23 protein-coding genes are annotated in these 17,792 nt (G+C 37.2%); 10 read left to right on the top strand and 13 right to left on the bottom strand.

All coding sequences use genetic code 11. The features are described from left to right. Nucleotides 1-99: 99 nt before the first annotated feature. The 4 genes from JCM9152_RS04580 (at nucleotide 100) to JCM9152_RS04600 (ending at nucleotide 4,666) form a co-directional block, all read left to right on the top strand. Nucleotides 100-390: a hypothetical protein gene (locus tag JCM9152_RS04580; protein ID WP_148296433.1), complete on the top strand. Its 291-nt coding sequence runs from the start codon at nucleotides 100-102 to the stop codon at nucleotides 388-390. Between the two features lie 700 nt (nucleotides 391-1,090). After that, on the top strand, nucleotides 1,091-2,539 hold the full coding sequence (locus JCM9152_RS04590) for an ABC transporter permease (RefSeq protein ID WP_035341512.1): 1,449 nt from the start codon (nucleotides 1,091-1,093) through the stop codon (nucleotides 2,537-2,539). A 17-nt stretch (nucleotides 2,540-2,556) separates the two neighbouring features. After that, entirely contained in the window at nucleotides 2,557-3,228 is a 672-nt protein-coding gene (locus JCM9152_RS04595) for an ABC transporter ATP-binding protein (protein ID WP_035341514.1), read from the top strand. After that, nucleotides 3,221-4,666, top strand: a complete 1,446-nt coding sequence (locus JCM9152_RS04600) for a PASTA domain-containing protein (RefSeq protein WP_035341516.1) — start codon at nucleotides 3,221-3,223, stop codon at nucleotides 4,664-4,666. The genes JCM9152_RS04595 and JCM9152_RS04600 overlap by 8 nt, the downstream gene beginning before the upstream one ends. 221 nt (nucleotides 4,667-4,887) lie before the next feature. On the opposite strand, the gene JCM9152_RS04605 is transcribed toward JCM9152_RS04600, so the two are convergent. From JCM9152_RS04605 to JCM9152_RS04615, 3 genes are all read right to left on the bottom strand, one after another. Continuing rightward, complete coding sequence (locus JCM9152_RS04605) at nucleotides 4,888-5,265, bottom strand: DUF6220 domain-containing protein (protein ID WP_052015579.1); 378 nt, start codon at nucleotides 5,263-5,265, stop codon at nucleotides 4,888-4,890. 56 nt (nucleotides 5,266-5,321) lie between these two features. Then, nucleotides 5,322-5,756 carry a DUF6526 family protein gene (locus JCM9152_RS04610; RefSeq protein ID WP_035341517.1) on the bottom strand — a complete coding sequence of 145 codons (435 nt, stop codon included), beginning with the start codon at nucleotides 5,754-5,756 and terminating at the stop codon, nucleotides 5,322-5,324. 137 nt (nucleotides 5,757-5,893) lie between these two features. Continuing rightward, entirely contained in the window at nucleotides 5,894-6,493 is a 600-nt protein-coding gene (locus JCM9152_RS04615) for a TetR/AcrR family transcriptional regulator (protein WP_052015615.1), read from the bottom strand. Nucleotides 6,494-6,630: 137 nt separating this feature from the next. On the opposite strand from JCM9152_RS04615, the gene JCM9152_RS04620 reads away from it, so the two are divergent. Further along, entirely contained in the window at nucleotides 6,631-7,122 is a 492-nt protein-coding gene (locus JCM9152_RS04620) for a hypothetical protein (protein WP_035341519.1), read from the top strand. A 61-nt stretch (nucleotides 7,123-7,183) separates the two neighbouring features. Here the strand turns inward: JCM9152_RS04620 and JCM9152_RS04625 are convergent, their stop codons facing one another. Genes JCM9152_RS04625 through JCM9152_RS04635 form a run of 3 tightly spaced genes read right to left on the bottom strand, consistent with a single transcriptional unit; the run spans nucleotide 7,184 to nucleotide 8,015 of the window. Beyond that, a complete protein-coding gene (locus tag JCM9152_RS04625; RefSeq protein ID WP_035341521.1) occupies nucleotides 7,184-7,408 on the bottom strand; it encodes a DUF2651 family protein in 225 nt (74 codons plus the stop codon). A gap of 15 nt (nucleotides 7,409-7,423) precedes the next feature. Beyond that, on the bottom strand, nucleotides 7,424-7,678 hold the full coding sequence (locus tag JCM9152_RS04630) for a hypothetical protein (RefSeq protein WP_035341523.1): 255 nt from the start codon (nucleotides 7,676-7,678) through the stop codon (nucleotides 7,424-7,426). A 4-nt stretch (nucleotides 7,679-7,682) separates the two neighbouring features. Then, entirely contained in the window at nucleotides 7,683-8,015 is a 333-nt protein-coding gene (locus tag JCM9152_RS04635) for an ArsR/SmtB family transcription factor (RefSeq protein WP_035341682.1), read from the bottom strand. 137 nt (nucleotides 8,016-8,152) lie between these two features. On the opposite strand from JCM9152_RS04635, the gene JCM9152_RS04640 reads away from it, so the two are divergent. The 5 genes from JCM9152_RS04640 to JCM9152_RS04655 all read left to right on the top strand — a co-directional run bounded on the left by JCM9152_RS04640 (nucleotide 8,153) and on the right by JCM9152_RS04655 (nucleotide 10,992). Further along, nucleotides 8,153-9,040: a sensor histidine kinase gene (locus JCM9152_RS04640; protein ID WP_035341525.1), complete on the top strand. Its 888-nt coding sequence runs from the start codon at nucleotides 8,153-8,155 to the stop codon at nucleotides 9,038-9,040. Continuing rightward, nucleotides 9,040-9,669, top strand: coding sequence for an accessory gene regulator ArgB-like protein (locus tag JCM9152_RS04645; RefSeq protein WP_035341527.1), 630 nt, complete (start codon nucleotides 9,040-9,042; stop codon nucleotides 9,667-9,669). The genes JCM9152_RS04640 and JCM9152_RS04645 overlap by 1 nt, the downstream gene beginning before the upstream one ends. Further along, nucleotides 9,653-9,781: a cyclic lactone autoinducer peptide gene (locus JCM9152_RS21740; protein WP_081727887.1), complete on the top strand. Its 129-nt coding sequence runs from the start codon at nucleotides 9,653-9,655 to the stop codon at nucleotides 9,779-9,781. Before JCM9152_RS04645 ends, JCM9152_RS21740 begins: the two co-directional genes overlap by 17 nt. 43 nt (nucleotides 9,782-9,824) lie before the next feature. Beyond that, a complete protein-coding gene (locus JCM9152_RS04650; protein ID WP_035341529.1) occupies nucleotides 9,825-10,295 on the top strand; it encodes a hypothetical protein in 471 nt (156 codons plus the stop codon). A 103-nt stretch (nucleotides 10,296-10,398) separates the two neighbouring features. Beyond that, entirely contained in the window at nucleotides 10,399-10,992 is a 594-nt protein-coding gene (locus JCM9152_RS04655) for a DJ-1/PfpI family protein (RefSeq protein ID WP_035341531.1), read from the top strand. Between the two features lie 81 nt (nucleotides 10,993-11,073). On the opposite strand, the gene nagE is transcribed toward JCM9152_RS04655, so the two are convergent. The 7 genes from nagE to JCM9152_RS04690 all read right to left on the bottom strand — a co-directional run bounded on the left by nagE (nucleotide 11,074) and on the right by JCM9152_RS04690 (nucleotide 17,679). Next, nucleotides 11,074-12,522, bottom strand: coding sequence for an N-acetylglucosamine-specific PTS transporter subunit IIBC (gene nagE / locus JCM9152_RS04660; protein WP_035341533.1), 1,449 nt, complete (start codon nucleotides 12,520-12,522; stop codon nucleotides 11,074-11,076). A gap of 84 nt (nucleotides 12,523-12,606) precedes the next feature. Continuing rightward, nucleotides 12,607-13,428 carry a PRD domain-containing protein gene (locus tag JCM9152_RS04665; RefSeq protein WP_035341535.1) on the bottom strand — a complete coding sequence of 274 codons (822 nt, stop codon included), beginning with the start codon at nucleotides 13,426-13,428 and terminating at the stop codon, nucleotides 12,607-12,609. A gap of 24 nt (nucleotides 13,429-13,452) precedes the next feature. Further along, nucleotides 13,453-13,944, bottom strand: a complete 492-nt coding sequence (locus JCM9152_RS04670) for a PTS sugar transporter subunit IIA (protein ID WP_035341537.1) — start codon at nucleotides 13,942-13,944, stop codon at nucleotides 13,453-13,455. Between the two features lie 193 nt (nucleotides 13,945-14,137). Then, a complete protein-coding gene (locus tag JCM9152_RS04675) occupies nucleotides 14,138-14,875 on the bottom strand; it encodes an SDR family oxidoreductase (RefSeq protein ID WP_035341539.1) in 738 nt (245 codons plus the stop codon). 59 nt (nucleotides 14,876-14,934) lie between these two features. Then, nucleotides 14,935-15,516, bottom strand: a complete 582-nt coding sequence (locus tag JCM9152_RS04680; RefSeq protein ID WP_035341541.1) for a Crp/Fnr family transcriptional regulator — start codon at nucleotides 15,514-15,516, stop codon at nucleotides 14,935-14,937. A 4-nt stretch (nucleotides 15,517-15,520) separates the two neighbouring features. Then, nucleotides 15,521-16,402 (bottom strand): RNA polymerase sigma-70 factor, encoded by an 882-nt coding sequence (locus JCM9152_RS04685; RefSeq protein WP_035341543.1) that lies wholly within the window; start codon nucleotides 16,400-16,402, stop codon nucleotides 15,521-15,523. Next, nucleotides 16,399-17,679 carry a phytoene desaturase family protein gene (locus JCM9152_RS04690; protein WP_035341545.1) on the bottom strand — a complete coding sequence of 427 codons (1,281 nt, stop codon included), beginning with the start codon at nucleotides 17,677-17,679 and terminating at the stop codon, nucleotides 16,399-16,401. The genes JCM9152_RS04685 and JCM9152_RS04690 overlap by 4 nt, the downstream gene beginning before the upstream one ends. Between the last annotated feature and the right edge of the window lie 113 nt (nucleotides 17,680-17,792).

The raw sequence follows: 17,792 nt of genomic DNA on the forward strand, positions 1-17,792 counted from the left end.
TATACTAAAAGCAACGCTGTGGATTAGTAACTCAGCCTACAGTACTTTTTAGTAAATGGTATGTATTACGACGAAATTCCTGATGATGTAAAAAAAGAAATGACTAAAACACCTCAGGACATGCAAAGAGGTTTGTTTGAAGGTATGTCACATGGATATGAAAAAGCAATTATTGATTTGGAATTATTGTCGGAGTCTACTCAAAGTGACAAGATCGCTGACTTAGAAGCAATGACGATTAAATATAAAAAGATGGCTGAAATGTTAAAAGGAAAATTTAATGAAGACGAAATGGATTTTAGAAGTGGATATATTCAAGGCGAGATGTCTTCCTATCACATAGTTGTTGATGAAATACGTAGTACCTTCAATTTGGAGGAAACGGTATAATTTAATAGCTTGCGATTCAATAAGAGGGGGAGATTTTATGGACATTATAAACTGGTACGACTGGATTATATCTACCAATCCTTATGCCTCAATAATTTTCGGAGTCATTTTTACAATTATACTTGCTTTCATTGTATGGGTTGGTACAAGAGAAATGAAAACAACGCTAGTAACATTTTTTTCTGGAGTATGTGTTACCGTTATTGGTGTTATAACCCTTAATCCCACTGGCTTTTATGTTTAGAACATCCAAGTATAAATTCAAATGACAATGAAATAGCTGAATATGCTCAATCTACCTTAAAATAGCGGTTATAAAAAGGTTCTAGAACTGCTAAATAACTTAGTATGATGAATTCGAAAACAAATAAAAGTGGTTGACAAAAAATTGAAAACTCATTACAGTATTAACTGTATTAATAAAAATAATACAGAGGGTGCGATAAAATTTAATATTTTTTTAATTATTTTGAAACGAATGGTTCTTGCCTTTCGTCTTATTTAATGGAGGTAGTAGGAATTATAGAGTAAAAATGTCGAAATTTAGTTTTAATCTGTAGTTGTTGCAAATATTTAAGAAGATTATAATAGAATTGTAGAAAAAGCTGTCATTTTTACATATTTTTAACTGGATGGTGATGAGAGCAGGCATTGGCAACCTGTTTTAATAAGTACATATTCACTGCTAAGGAGGATAAGGATGAATTTTTTCAAACGAGGATTGTTAAGTATTACGAGAAAAAAAGGAAAATCTCTCATTTTATTAGCTATTATTTTCATATTAGGTAACTTAATAGCTGGTGGGATTTCGATTCAGCAAGCGACAAATAATGTGGAGCAAACGATCAAAGAAAGACTTGGTACATCAGCAACGCTGCAACCAGATCATGAAGCAATTAATCAAATGAGTGAAGAAGAGTGGATGGATTTTGAATATCCGACTGTAAGCCTTGATTTAATTCAGCAAGTCGGGCAGTTAAGTTATGTGAAATATTATGATTATAGCATTTCCACCTATTTAGGTTCAGATAGTCTTGATAGCTATCAAGGTGATACGGATATGTACGAAGGCCATGGTATGGAGTTCCGTTTGAAAGGGACGAATTATGCGCCTGTAATGGATTTTGAAGAGGGAGATGCACAGCTTGTTGACGGACGTGTCTTCAATGATGAAGAGGTCACCAACGGTGCTCCTGTAGCCATTATTTCTAAGAACTTGGCTGAACATAATCAGGTCACAGTAGGTGATACGATTGTTTTAAAAAATATCATTTTTGATTATGAATCTGGTGATGAAGAAGAATACGCTTCACGTGATACGGCCTTGGAAGTGATCGGCTTATTTGAGCCTCTTTCTAGTGTAGAGGAGGGCGAGGATTCGAACCAGGATCGTGGCATGTGGGATTTCATGGATATGGAAGCGCAAAACACGGTATACGTACCAAATGGCGTAGTGGGAGAAGAGTTTGAGTTTCAAATTGAAAAGAACATAGAGCTGTATCCAGAAGATGCTATGTTTTATGAGGACGGTTTTGATAGCTATTATACACCAAGATATGTATTGCACTCGGTAGATGATGTAGAAGCCTTTTCAGAAGAAGTTCAGCCACTATTACCTGACATGTATCTCGTTCGGAGTGCAGTCGATCAATATGATAATATCGCAGGACCAATTCAGTCGATGTCAAAGCAATCAAACTATGTTCTAATTGCTTCGATTATTGCCTCTGTATTAATTATTGGATTAGTTGTGCTTCTGTTCCTACGTGATCGAAAACGTGAGCTTGGTATTTATTTATCTTTAGGTGAGAGTCGAGGTCGAGTTCTTGGTCAAGTTTTAATTGAAGTCATGTTGATTGCGCTTATTGGTATTGCTCTTTCTCTATTTAGTGGGAACCTATTAGCTAGTAGTGTGTCTGATACATTAATAGCTAATGATGAACAAAGTCAAGGGTTTGATGACTTTTACTATTACGATGAATTTGAAACAAATGTTTCTTCTAATGACGTACTAGACTCGTATGAGGTTCAATTAAGTACAACGTATATCGTTTGGTTCTTAGTTGTTGGATTATTAACGGTCTTACTATCAACTGTCATTCCATTATTATATATTGTCCGCTTAAATCCGAAGAAGATATTAATGTAGAAGAAGAGGTGAGATGAATGATTTTAGAGGCAAAAAATCTAGATTACTATTATCAAGATGGTGAAAGTAGACGTTATATTTTACGAGATACGAGTGCTTCATTTGAAAAAGGAAAATTCTACACAATTCTTGGTCAATCGGGCTCTGGTAAAACGTCGTTTCTTGCCTTGCTCAGTGCACTTGATACACCTCATGGTGGAAGTGTGTTGTTTAACGGCGAGGATATTAAAAAAATCGGTTATGAGAAATATCGTCGTAATAGCATCGGTATTATTTTTCAAAGCTATAATTTGATTCCGACATTTACAGCTGTAGAGAATGTGTTAGTACCGATGTCGATTACGGAAAATGATATTCCAGATGATATGAAAACTGTTGCTTACAATCTCTTAGATTATATTGGCATTGTAAAAAGTAAGGCCGATCGGTATGTCAATAAGCTGTCTGGAGGGGAGCAGCAGCGTGTAGCTATTGCGCGAGCTCTAGCAACGAACGTTGAGCTGATTTTAGCGGATGAGCCTACCGGAAACCTTGATGAGGAAAAGGAACAGGAGATTATCGATATTTTTAAAAAGCTAGCTCATGAGCATCAAAAATGTGTCATTATGGTCACACACTCGCAAGAAATTGCCCAGCAATCGGATCAAATATTTTCGTTAAGGAAAGGTGTCTTAACGCCACATGAGTGATTTCTTATCAAAGTTTAATAAAGATCAGTATGATGAGCTGGTGGATGAGAAGGAAAAAGATACTGAAAAGGAAAAATCGTCAACGGAGGAAGTGGAGCAGACCGAAACGAAGTCGTCCGCCTCTCAGCCGTCGACTGGACCAATACCTTCTTCAACTAATGGTGGGCGAAGGTACGAAGAGGTAGAGGAAACAGAGATTGATCCGACCTATAAAAGCAAGAAGCGACGAACAATCATTATATCGATTGTAGGAGGGGTCTTGGCGCTTCTCCTCATCTTCTTCATTTATGATCGGTCCGTTCACGTCGCAATGGAGGATTTTGTTGGACAGCCAGTTTCCGAAGCGCGGACTTGGGCGGCTGAGTATAATATCGAAATTGACCTAACTCATGAAAATAGTATGGAATACGAAACAAATGAAGTGATGTCACAAGCCATTCCTGCAGGAGATCGGGTTAGAAAGGGCGAAACGATTTCGCTTGTTAGTAGTACGGGTCCAGACCCTGATGAGCACATAGAGTTACCTGATTTCGCTGAAATGAGTCAATATGAGGCTGAGACATGGATAGCAGATTATAAAGCTGAAAACCTTCAATTATTATCTGAGTACAGTGATGATGTTGAGGAGGGCGAATTCATTCGTCTCGTGATTCGCGATTCAAACGTTACGGAGGAGGAATACCGCCGACGCGATAGCGCCATCGTTTATTATTCTAGGGGCGAGGAAGTGTTTGAAAAGGATATCGACGTTCCAGATTTTACAGGTCAACCACGAACCGAAGTGGAACAATGGGCCGAAACAAATGAAATTGAAATCACCTATAAAGAGGAAGCATCAAATAGTGTTGAAGCAGAGCTAGTCGTAAGTCAAAGTGTTTCACCTAAAGATAAGGTTGCAAAAAGAGATGAAATGGAAGTTGTCATTTCGCTAGGACAAGCCACAACGGTACCTCATTTTGGTGAACTTACAATGGAAGAAGCGACTAGTTATGGTGATTTAGTCGTAATGGTTCAACAGAGATATCATTCTGAAGTTCCATTTGGTGGATTAATCTCACAATCAGTTAGTGCTGGTACTGAGTTGACTGATCGTGATAGTAAAGAAATACAGGTTGTTTATTCACAAGGGCGTCCGTACTTAAGGGACTATCGTGGTATGCTTGAAGGGGATTTACCGGAGGCATTTTACGAAGACTATCAATCAAAGGGTGCTGATATTCGCTATACGGTCAAATATGTCGATTCACCAGAAGTTAAAGGGACAGTCGTTGGTATGAGTAAGTTTAATGAATTTGTGTCAATGTCTTATACGGTTGAAATTCGAGTAAGCAATAACGCAAGTGCTTCTTCTGGTCCTCGGGACGATGGAGAGGAAGTACCAGAAGACATACCTCCGATTGAAGAAACTCCGCAATCTGGAGAGGAAGAGGAAAAATAAATATTTTATAAGCTCTTATTTACTTACAGTTGTTGATACTTCTATAAGTAAATAAGGGCTTTTTACTTTAGAAAAAAAGGTACAAAGTGTTTGTCATTTTTTAGCGAATAGGGGAGATGTTAAAAGTAATACAGCTATGAAGCATAGCATGAATACAATCGTTAAACATAATAAACTCATTTCTGTCACTCCTATGTGTTTGAACTACATAGTACGTTTATCTAGTACTCTTTATATGGAGGTAGCAGCTTTACACAATTCCAAAAGAGAAACAGTGCAATAATAGGGTGCAAGGCCCCCACCATACTAAATCTTGCTGATATTATAGCTGTAAAAAACAAGGCAATAACGATACCGAATAAACCAATACTTTTCCAAATGATTTTCTTTGGTAATTGGGCAAAATAGGCCAATAATGCCATGATAAGTGGAAGAAAAAAGAAGAATCTAGCAAAAATTACATGGTAACTCCAATTTATTGGGTTTACGAATAATGCAAACCCTGTTAGTAAGACCTGAATAATGATACAAAGAGTAAAGATCCAAGAAATAATACCAAGGCAAGCTCGGAAAAGGGGTACAAGCTTCTGTGTAGTCATTTATTTTTCCTCCTCAATAGGGATAGCTTATCCCATTAATAAATCATGTTTGATTTTTAAACACGATCATGATCAGCTTTCCAACTTTGAATGGATTGTTTAATCTCATTAGGTGACATGTTCTTTTGAATAGCTTTATTACACAAGCTTGGAAATTCTTCATCTGATGCAAAGCGTAAGGCAACAATTTGCTTAATTGATAAACGAGGGTCTGGTAAAGTTCCTGTTAAAGTAAAATGACGGAGACTTTCCTCGGCTCTTATAGCTCGATCCTGTACCTTGCAGACGAAAGACCGAAGAAAAAATACTGTAATGGTTACGATCAATGCAATGGAAATTAATAAAATGGAAGTGAAAAGGGATTCTCCTCGTAATGCATCAAAAATGGCGTTGCTCACAGCAAAAATAAAAGTAATGAAGCAAAGTGGAACTAAGAAATAGTGAAATAAGGGCACCGATCTAGTATGGTTTTTAAATGATTGTGATTTCAATTTTGTTGTCTCCTTTTCTCCTTGTATAGGCAATTTTTATTTTGAGTGAGTGCACACTCAAAATAACATGAAAGAGGCTGCATTTAAAACCTCTCTAGACGTCTACGATGATTTTTATTGAAAAAATAAATTTAACTTCAATCATAGTCTACATCTAACTGTCGAAATAAAGTGTCCAAGGTACGGTTAACTACTTTAATTGCTTCTGAATCCGAATTCTCATTTCCTAAAAAATTCATTTGAAATGCATATTGAAAGCAACTACCAAGTATCATATCAGCAGCAGCTCTCGGATTAATACTTAATGGGAATCTGCCGATTAGTTGTTCTTCGTGAAGGTAAGCTTCAATGGATTCATTTGCCCGATGAGGGCCTTCATTACGCTGTTTAAATCCTTCTCTCTGACGAGTCAATAATGATGGATCGGAAAAAATAGATGCCATTAAAGGCATTGAACGATAGTAGTCTTCAAGTGCGATAATGGCGACTTCCTCCAAGTTTTTTCTTACTGTTCTCGTTCCTATTCGATCTGGAAGAACCGTTAAAGCGCTCATTAAGTTTCTAAGCTCTCCTCTTAAAACATATAAAAATAAATCTTCTTTATTCTCAAAATTGTTATAAATTGAGCCTTCAGAGCAATTTGCTACGCGAGCAATTTCTTTAGTGGTCGTTCGTGAAAGCCCTTTTGTTTGAATAACCTCTTTGGCTGCTTGAATCATTTTTTCTCGTAACTCCAATATGGGATCCCTGCCTTTCAATTTCTTGACAATAAATAATATTGCGATTACACTTTCCATTATGAGTGAGTACTCACTTAATGTCAACCTGAAATGAGTGTGTACTCACTCAAAAATTAAGTTTTGGAGTGAAAAAGATGAAAAGTGAAAAAGAAGTGAGTACAACTGGTTCAATGTCATTTCGATCAAATACTCTCAATATTTTATTAATTCTTGTCGTGCTTGCTATTGAAACGTTGGCTACTTACGCAAGTGTAACTGGTGAACCTTTGAATCCGGTTGATCATTGGACAGTGACAAGAGAGACGGATTGGGTAGCGTTTGTAGTGGTGTTTGTAGGATGCGTTTCACTTTTTTGGCAAAACATACGACCTATTCTTGCTTTAATTGTCACGACGTTGTCTTATTGTGTATACATCTTGAGTGATTACGAATTGGGCTTGTTCCTCCCTGTCATGTTGATTTTATATACTAGTGTGGCAAATGGACATTCTCGTATATGGCCACTTTGCATGGCGATGATAAGCTTCCTTGTCTCTTTATTTTGGGTCTACCAACGAATGATTCAAGTAACCGATTCAGGTGTTATAATGTTTGCTTGGTTCACATTTGGAGGTGCGAAATTGTAGTATAAATTACATTACTTTCGTATTTGCTAATCGAGCTAGCGTACTGTCTGTTGAACCCTCTTTATGCTTTCACCTTTTTCATTATTAAACTTACCAACAAAGAAAGAAGCGTATAAATCAATACCCAAACGTAGAATGAAGGATTAAAGATTGTAAATGTTAAAATGGTAAATACGATAAATGTTAGTATAGGCATTACCATCCATTTATGAAGTAGAATATAGCCTATTATAGAAGCTAGAATAAGAATAATAGGGTAAACCACTAATATAGAAATAAACTCCATATATGTAAAGCCCCCTTAATCCACTTGCTTAAGAGTGTTCTCGATCACTGTAAGCCTCTTGTTCATATCTTGAATGGCATTCATTTGCTGCTGCTGTAATGTTGTCATTTCTTGATCGATTCTCAATCGTTCTTCAGCACGTCGTTCCGTACGTCGCACAATACGTATCACATAGATGATTAAGAAGACGAACAGAGCGAGCGGAAGTAAGATGGTTAAAAACGCAACTAATTGATAAAGAATTGATCCTAAATGAATGGAAGAATCCACTGATTTATTCACCTCTTTCTTTTTTCGGTTTTACTGTAAGGCTGCTAGACATTTGTGTAATGAACTGTTCGTCTAAAGGGATATGAAAAGTGTTCAATTCATAATACTTCATCGTCTTTCCATCTGTTGCTACTTCATGTTGCCCTGTAACAAGTCCAGCCTCCTCTAATTTTTTCAAATGGAGATAGAGCAATGGCCTACTTATGGCTAGTTCTCGTGCTAATTGACTTACGTAAGTTCTTTTGTTGAATAAGATCGAAATGATTTTAAGTCGGTAAGGATTGGAAAGGGCCTCTAATACGTTTAGTAATTCATCGCCATTATTTATTTGTTTCATATGTAATAATTTTATGACAGGTTCTATCATCTTTCAATAGAAAGTAGTAGATAAATTAAATCTTTTTCATTTGAAATGTAAAAGGAACTACAAATAAATGCTATAATTAAGTTAACTATAATTAGGAGGAGCATCGATTGGATTGGATATTGTGCATGACCACAATACACCAAACACATTTGATCAACAAAATGGCTATGCATATATTCATATTAATCGTATTTATTCTAGCGCAAGTTATTTTGAACTTTTTTTTAATCGGTTCGTGGGTGGCATTTGGTGAGCTCATGGAGGTATACGGAATTCCTATACACTTTATATTAATGTGTGTACTAAATATCGGTTCTCTTGTTCTAGTTGTAACATTATTAAAAAATGAAGAAACGAAACAAATCAAATATACGGAATCCACTCACGAAGAGCAATTTCGGGCGTTAGTGGCTTCAGTTCGATCTGATCGTCACGACCTTAACAATCACTTAACGGTTGTAGCAGGCCTATTGAAAATTGAGAACTACCCAAGCGCTGTCAAGTATATTAATGAGGTTATAGGTGAAGTAAAGATTAATAATAAAGCATTATCGATTAAAAATGCAGTTCTAGCATCTATTTTATTTTCAAAAATGGAATTATATCAAAAGCATAAGGTTCCTTTCTCTATCGATATTTCAAGTGAGGAGATTACAAAGCGTCTAACATCCACTGATTTACTCCGACTCGTTAGTAATTTGCTAGATAACGCATATGAGGCAACGATTGAATTGGTAAAGGATAAACAAATGATTGCATTTGAAATGACCGAAGAAATAGACCATTATGGCATCATCGTAAAAAACTCATGTGCTCATCAATTAGACGGATCTTTCTTGAAATCAGGGTTTTCGACGAAGGAGTCGAACCAACCTAGAGGGTTTGGGTTGTCTATTATTCAGGAGGTAACGAAGAAATATGGAGGAACGCTCCATATGAAATGTGAGCAATCTATTGTTGTGTTTCATTTAGTTTTTCCAAAAGGAGAAAAATGATGATAACCAAAATAAGTAGATATGTAGCAAAAAGGTTATGCATGTATTCGAATCGACAACAAGAGATTGAATATGTGCGTTATGGATTGGAGATTATTATAGGTGGTGTATGGAAGTGGTTGTGCCTAATGGGAGTTGCATTTATCTTAGGAATTGTTCCTGCTATGCTAGCAACATTGATAACCTTCGCTATCTTTCGAATGGCAACAGGTGGGTATCATTACTCGACATATTTCCGGTGTTTTATAGCAGGGTTGGTGTCTATGACAGCGCTTTCGCTGGTTGCATCTAAAGTAATGGTTCAATTTAGCGAACAATTTTTATTTATTTCCATTTCAATTGTGTTCATAGTTGGGTTGCTTATCATTTATTTATATGCTCCCTCTAATCATTTCTATAAAAAAAGTACTAAAAAACATAGAAAAAAATTACAACAATTTGCTTTCTTTCTCTTGTTTGTTTGGGTTATACTTATTTATAATCTAGTTAATATGAATACTGAAATCGTATGGGCTTCTGTATTAGGGTTACTCTTTCAACTTAGTAGTACTCTTCCACTTTCCTATAAAATTGTTAGTAAGGTGGAGAATATAATAGAATGGAGGACTCAAAATGAAAAGGTTAGCTAAAGTAGTACTTGCGTCACTAGTCGGTGTCATTGTGTTCGTGTCTAAGTCTGAAATTAGTTCGGCTTCTACTTTTCTCCTTTATCAGCCTAAACATCCAGAAGAAGACCAGTAAAATTTTTTAGGGTTAGCGCGGAGGATTTTTAAGGAGAGTTTTTATGACATGGTACAGTTATTTATTTATGTCACTACCTGAAACATTCGTTTTATTAGTAGTATCATTTGTTTTATTTGGATTACCGATTAAAGAGAAGACGAAATCAATTTTACTTTTTGCTGTTATTCAAGGAGTTATTGTATTTATATCTAGTTTATATATGCAAAACTCCTTGAAGCCTTTTTTAACGTTTTTAAGTTTTTACTTGCTTGTTTGGCTGATCTTTCGGTATCATCCATTGATTAGTTTAGTCATTACATTAACGTCCTTTTTATTTTTAGTTGTTTTTGAAGTGACGTTAACTTTTGCTTTTATTCAGTTTTTTCCAATTAGCTATGAGGAGCTTTTTGCTGATCCGTGGATACGAATTGTTACAAGCTTCGCAATGGTTCAAATCCCGATTTTGCTCATTGCATGGATTTTACATAAGTTTCACTGGACGATCCGACTACCTGCTTTTGTAAGACAATAGCTTGCTTGATCATATGTGATTCAAACCTACTGAGTTCACCATTTCTCAGTAGGTTTTTCCAAATTTAAATAAACGTGAAAAAATTATGCGAGAGGTGAGGGGAATGCCACAACGTACAGTAGGTATATTATTATTTAATGAGGTAGAAGTATTAGATTTTGCAGGGCCATTTGAGGTTTTTTCTATTACGGTTATACCTCATGCTAGTGAAAAGCCGTTTGTCGTAAAAACGATTTCAGAAAATGGTGAATTAGTAACGGCGAGAAATGGTTTGAAAGTGAAACCAGATTATAGCTTTGCTAATCACCCTCCATTGGATATTGTGATTATTCCTGGAGGGTATGGCGCTGAAAAGGTTGAAATAGATAATCCGAAAGTCATTGAATGGATTCAACATCAACAACCAAAAGTAGAGTTTATGACGTCCGTCTGTACAGGTGCGCTTCTCCTTGCTAAAGCGGGTATTCTTGATGGGAGGAAAGCAACAACGCATTGGATGGATATCGATCAATTGGAGCAGCAATTCCCTTCTGTCTCAGTCCAACGTGGTGTTAAATTTGTTGATGAAGGTTCCCTTATCACTTCGGGAGGTATTTCAGCAGGTATCAATATGTCTTTTCACCTTATCTCTCGATTACACGGAAAAGAAGTTGCTGTTGCAACAGCGAATCGAATGGAATATGAAATTGAATTATAATGCTCTTAACTATTTAAACGTATAAGGCTTTGTCCCCGTCATTTTAACACGGCGTTTGGACAAAGCCTCTTTGATTACTAATTACTTTCTCATTTTCATCATTTCATCTGCTACAAATTGCACGTTTGTTCCTACTACGACTTGGATATTGTGCTTATCGATAATATAAATGCCTGGGACTCCGGTTGATTTAATTCTTTTTTGATCAACATTGTCCATTTCTCTGACTTCTAGACGGAGGCGAGTAATACAATTGTCGACGGACAAGACATTGTTGTCTCCACCTAATGCTTCATAGATTTCTTTTGCCATCATAGCGGTTGTTTGTACGGTTTCAGTTGTAGAGTCACTTTTCGAAGGTTCTAATACGTCGTCATCTTCACGCCCTGGTGTTTTCAAGTTAAACTTCACAATTAAGAAACGGAATAACATATAATAAACGATGAAAAATGCGAGACCTTGTAGGAGTAACATATAAGGCTGATTAGCTAGTGGTAGTCTTGAGCTTAAAGCAAAGTCAATTAATCCGGCACTAAAACCAAACCCAGCAGTCCATTGGAATGTTGCCGCAATAAATAGTGATAATCCTGTAAGTGCAGCGTGAACGACATATAGAGCTGGAGCTAAGAACATAAAGGCAAATTCAATGGGTTCTGTTACACCTGTTAAGAAAGCGGCAAATGAAGCGGCAAGTAATAATGAAGCTGTTTGCTTTTTTCTTTTTGATTTAGCTGTATGGTACATCGCTAGTGCAGCAGCTGGCAATCCAAACATCATAATTGGAAAGAAACCTGCCTGATACATTCCTGTTGTTCCTTTTTCACCTGTACCTGCCCAGAAGTTCCCGATATCGTTTATACCTGCGACATCAAACCAAAATACGGAATTTAAGGCATGGTGTAAGCCGGTTGGAATTAATAAGCGATTGAAAAACCCATATAATCCGGCACCGATCGACCCTAACGTACTAATTGCTTCAGCGAAAGACACAAGGCCAGAATAAACAAAAGGCCATACAAAGAACAAGACCGCAGAAGCGATAAGCATAGAAACAGATGTCATAATCGGAACAAGACGTTTTCCACTGAAAAAGGCAAGTGCATCTGGAAGCTGAACGTTGCTGAAGCGATTGTACATGTTGGCAGCTACTAAGCCAGATAATATTCCAATAAATGCATTGCCGATATTGCCAAAAGCAGCGTTAACATTTTCTATCTCCACTCCCGTTAACATTCCTACAGAATTTGGAGAAAGTAAAGTGGTAATAACAAGATATGCAACGAGACCGCTTAACGCAGCTGAGCCGTCGCGTTCTTTCGCCATCCCTAGAGCGACACCGAGAGCAAATAAAATAGGAATGTTATCAATAATTGAGCTTCCGGCTGTGATGAGGAAGGCGGCAATCACATTTCCTTCCCCCCATCCAGATGGATCAATCCAATAACCAATCCCCATTAAGATAGCTGCGGCTGGTAGAACGGCAACAGGAAGCATTAAGGAACGGCCAAGTCTTTGCAAATATTTCATCATGAGAATTCCTCCTTTAATCGTATAATTGTATAAATGAAAGCGTTTTCTTATGAAACTCTATGTGTCCGGTTTTTAGATCATGTATCAATTATTTTTCTGTAATCTTTCTATATGAAGTGTAATATAACCGAGTTCTTCATCAGGTAATTCGATCCCGTGTAAGGAAAGAAGCTCTTGCTGAACATGAATGGCACATTGATAAGAATGGGAAAATTTTTTTTTAATAACTGTGAGCATCTCGTCGTCCATAGAATGGGTGTTATATTGATTCATGCGAGTTAGTGCAAAGCGAAGATGGGTAATTAATCGCTCATACGATAGGTCATCCTCATTAATGGTGATATGAAGGAATTGTGTTATCGTATCAACCATATGGCGTAAAATAGCCGTTTGTCTGACGGTTTGTTTCATATCACCTCCTTGGATTTTCATTGTATGAATATGGAGAGCGATGAACGCCGCCTCATCAACAGGCATTTCTACGTTAATAGTCGTTTTAATATGTTTAATGGCCCACATTCCAATGGCAAATTCATCTTTGTACAGAATTTTTATTTCTTGAAGAAGTTTATTTTTTAAGTGAATTCCTTGTGCTTCTCGCTCAATCGCAAATGATAAATGATCAGTTAAAGCAAGAAAAATATGTTCATTCAGCTTTGTATCGAGCTCTTTTTCTGCATAATCGATAATCTCTTCAGAAAGGATGAAGTGTTGTTCTGGAATACGCAATAGAAGCTGTTGGAGCTTCTCGTTTTCTTTTAATACGAAGAGCTTTTCAACATCCTTTGGTTTAATAATGTCATTTCTCTTTTTATGGTAAGCAATACCTCCTCCTATTGCGATTTTTTCTTGCCCGTGGTCTGAAACTACAACGGCGTTATTGTTTAATATCTTCTTAATTTTCAAGCTAGTCACCTCCTCTCACTGTATTCAAGTACATTCATATGAAATGATAAGAGAATCGTTTGCTGTTACGTTTTTGTTTTCGTGAATTTTATATTCATACTTTGTACTTGCATTATTTGTAATGATCACTGGTGTAAGAATATGGTAGCCTCGCTCTTTTAATAAGGTCACGTCAACGTCTGCTAGAAGATCTCCTTTTTTCACAAATCCTCCTTTCGCTACATGTATAGTGAAGCCTTCACCCTTTAAATGTACGGTATCTAGCCCGATATGAATAAGGATTTCGGTTCCGTCAACGGTTTTAAGACCAATTGCGTGTTTGGTCGGAGCGACTTGGAGAACTTCTGCATCTATAGGTGATCGAACCTCTCCGGTATATGGAATAATAGCTACACCTTCGCCCATCATTTTTTGACTAAAGACAGGATCTGGGACAGTTTCTAGTGGTATTAGTTCCCCAGTCATAGGGGAAAGTAATTCAACTTTTTTTGTTTTTGTAAAAAATTTTTTTAACATAATATAAACTCCCTTTCCTTGCAGTAAATATAGCGGATAGTTGTACACAAAAAAAGGCATGGAGGTATGTTGAGAAAGAGTATAATATCTTTCTTTAACTACCACCATGCCTGATCGAATCAGTCACATGTGATTCATCTTTTGTAATTGTTAAATGTATCTTAACATAATTTTTTTGGAGGGACAATAACGATTACATTTTTTTTAATATCTTCTCTGCAATGGATGGAAACCAGCGATTGATCGTTGTTAGTAGTTTTACTTTGCCTATTTCCATTTCATAATGATTGCTTTTAAAATTTTTGATGAATTCATCTGTAAGCTGTTCGGGTGTCATTTTGTTTTTGCCTCTTCCCTTTGTCATCTCGGTATCAACAACAGGGGGAATGACCTCGAATACATGAATATTCGTATCCTCTAGCTGATAGCGAAGTGCCTTTGTGAAAAGGTGGATTCCAGCCTTTGTTCCACAATAAACCGGAGCAGATTGTTTAGGTACGAGCCCTAGGCCAGATGAGACATTGACAATGGCGGCTTCTTCTTGCTTTTTTAATAACGGGATGAGCAAGGATGTGAGCGTTATGGGAGCTGTTATATTGATCATAACCTCTTCTTCAATGAGAGCACGGTGTTTTTCCTCGTTTAAAAATGAGTACATATGTTGGATGCCCGCATTATTTATGAGAACGGATACGTGTGGATGTTGAGTCAGAATATTCGTAGCAAGCTCTTGTAGCTTATCTAACTCGCTAACATCACATTGATAAGTTAAGACGCGATCGGGGTACGTTGCTTGTAGCTGCTTTAAACGCTGTTCATTTCGTCCAACTGCAATGACGCGGTTGCCAAGCTGCAGGAATTTTTTACTTAACGCTAATCCAATTCCTGCAGCACCTCCTGTAATTAAAATCGTTTGATTGGTTATCTTCATTTTAAAAATCCTCTCCTTTTTCCATAAATATAATGTAAAAGGGAGGTTGATTCATTAACCTAAGTTAATCGTTTGCGAATGCGACTAAGTGCTACAGGGGTGATGCCTAGATAGGATGCAATTTGATATTGGGGAATTTGATTAGCCATTTCAGCAAATTGTTGTAAAAACACTTTGTAACGTTCCTCGGCTGATAAAGTGAGGAGTTCGTGTTCTCTTTTCTCTTTCTTTATATAGAGCTGTTCGGCTATGATTCGCCCTAATCGTTCCCAACAAGGGTGTCTTTCATACAAAACTTTAAACGATTTGTATGGAAAGACAATGAGTTCACTGTTTGTAATTGCTTGAATCGAGAAGGGAGAGGGAGATTGCTGTAATAAAGCACTGTATGACGTGACGAATTCTCCTTTTATACAGAAGCTTTTATTATATTCCGTCCCCTCAAGTGTTGTGTAATAGAAGCGAAATAGTCCATTTAAACAAAAACCAATTGATTCAGGAGTTTCACTAGCTATAACAAAATGTTTCGACTTATCGATTCGTTGAAAAGTGCCTATTGCTTTAAATACGTTCCATTCCTCCAAAGGAATGGAGGTAATGGATTGAAGCTGCTTGTATAATGTAGCCCATTCTTGCTCCATATTGTTAGTCTCCCTTGTGTATCGTTAAAACAGGTTGAAGATGATTGAGCTTGTTAGGGTTGTTTGTCATATACAGTTCATTAATGTATTGATCGACAATATAAAAGCTTAGAACGCTATAGATCCTATCATCTATATATACAACGATGGTCGGTTGCTCGTTTAGATTGTGAATCGACGCATGGAAGTCTTTCTTTGCCTTACGGGTAATCCCATTAAAAAAGGCGAGTACATGTGACGGAGTTTTGATCGGACGTATAGCGGCTTTTACAATGCCACCACCATCCGAATAAAGCGTTACGTCTTCTGATAGTAATTGAAGGAGCTCAGCAATGTTTTGTGTTTGAAAGGCTTTAATAAAGCGTTCAATAAGGATGCGATTTTGGTCATAGCTGAGGCTTTCGGCTTCAACAGAAGAGATTTTCGTTTTCGCTCGACTAAATAGCTTTCGGCAGTTTGCTTCTTGTTTATGAATCATTTTTGCAATGTCTTGATAAGGTAAGTGAAACGCCTCTCTTAATATAAGAACAGCACGTTCATAAGGACTTAAATGCTCCATCATTCGTAAGTAAGCGATGGACAGTCCTTCCTTTTGGATGGCATGAAAGGAAGGTTCGTCTTGACTAACTAGTAAAGGTTCTGGGTTCCATTCACCGGTGTATTGTTCGCGATTATAACGGGATGATTTTAATAGATCGATACATAAATTTGTCATGACCTGACAGAGATAAGCCTTTGGATTTGATTGAATGGTGTCGATTTGATAACACCGTAAGAATGTTTCTTGTACGAGATCTTCAGCATCGGCAAAAGAGCCAAGCATACGATAGCCTAACGAAAAGAGAAGTGGTTTATATTTTATAAATTCCTCTTGATTGATGGTCATTTTTGCCTTCCCCCTTGATTTTTCGCGATAATCGCCAATGCGGCATTTTTTCCGCTATTAATTGCTCCTTCTGCTAAGATGAGCTGTGGATCCGCCCAGTCTCCCGCTACATACAAACGGGACAGCTCGGTTTCCTGATTATTGAAATAGTGATCTTCACCTAACTGGGGTAAACGTTGATTTACAGTGATGTTTGGCATAAAACGACTTGCTTTAACGTGTTGTTTCCAATTAGGTTGGAGCTTTTCTAGAAATTGCTCTAGCTCCTCTTTCACCTTCTGTGTATTCTTATCTTCTGTAGGATGAAGATATTTAAAGAGGTGTAGGACGATATGGTCATGATCACCCAGCTTGGCGTATGTTGAGTGGACGGAATAATAGAATGAATCTGTTAAATCTAATGCAAAAAGCTGGCGTCGATCGGGCAATGTCGATAAAGCAATGTCATAGGCTGCTCCTTTAATTGGAATAATAGGAGGAATGGAGCCGTTAAGCGGATGATTCGTAATTTGCCCTAAGCGTTCGGGAGCCCCTGTATAAAGGACAAAGTTACTAACATGCGTTTCTTGATTGCTCGTCTTGATTTGCCATTGTTGCTGGTCATTCATCTCGAGCTTTGTAACAGTAGTGTCTGTTTGAACTGTACTGTTGGAAAGAAGAGCTCTTTCGTGTAGTTGCTTCATTATTTGTTGCCATCCACCATCTATATAAAGTGTTCCTCCTGATGTTAATGATAAATGTGAAAGAACGACCTTTGCATTGACTAGCTCTGGTGCATGGCAGTAAGTAGCAAGCCTTGCCACTGCATAAATAAGTGATTGAACACGATGGGACGAAGTGGTGTGTTCGACCCATTGCTGAAATGTTTGGTTTTCTATTTGTGTTTGATGGTTTCGGTTAAAGCTTGTGACCACTTTGATCCATTCCCATCGTTCTTTTATTGAAAGGAAAGAGCCTCTTAATACATTTAAAAACGAAAACGGTGCTATATAGTCGACTTGGTCATAGAGAATCGTTCCCCCTACTGCAGGTGAACGACCCTTTAACTCAATCGAAAGGTCCTGAAGAATAGCTGCAGCTTTTCCTTTCCGATAAAGAGCATGTGGTCCTAAGTTAAAAAGATATCCATTCTTATTAATGGTTCGTGCTCTACCGCCGATTTCCTTTGATTTTTCAAGTATTAATATTGATAAATTTGCTTTTGCTAAATAGTTTGCAGCAACGTAGCCTGCTAACCCACCACCGATTATAATAATATCCCATCGTTTTTCCTCCATAAAATAACCTCTCCTTTTTTCCTTTTACTCTCTATGACGACGAGTGGTCACATTTTGTGACAATGTTGTACATACTAATTGCAAGAAATGTCGTACGAAAATACAGAATCTCT

Origin of the sequence: Halalkalibacter hemicellulosilyticusJCM 9152 (assembly GCF_000513115.1) — a bacterium.
In the GTDB taxonomy this organism is placed as follows: domain Bacteria; phylum Bacillota; class Bacilli; order Bacillales; family Bacillaceae_D; genus Halalkalibacter; species Halalkalibacter hemicellulosilyticus.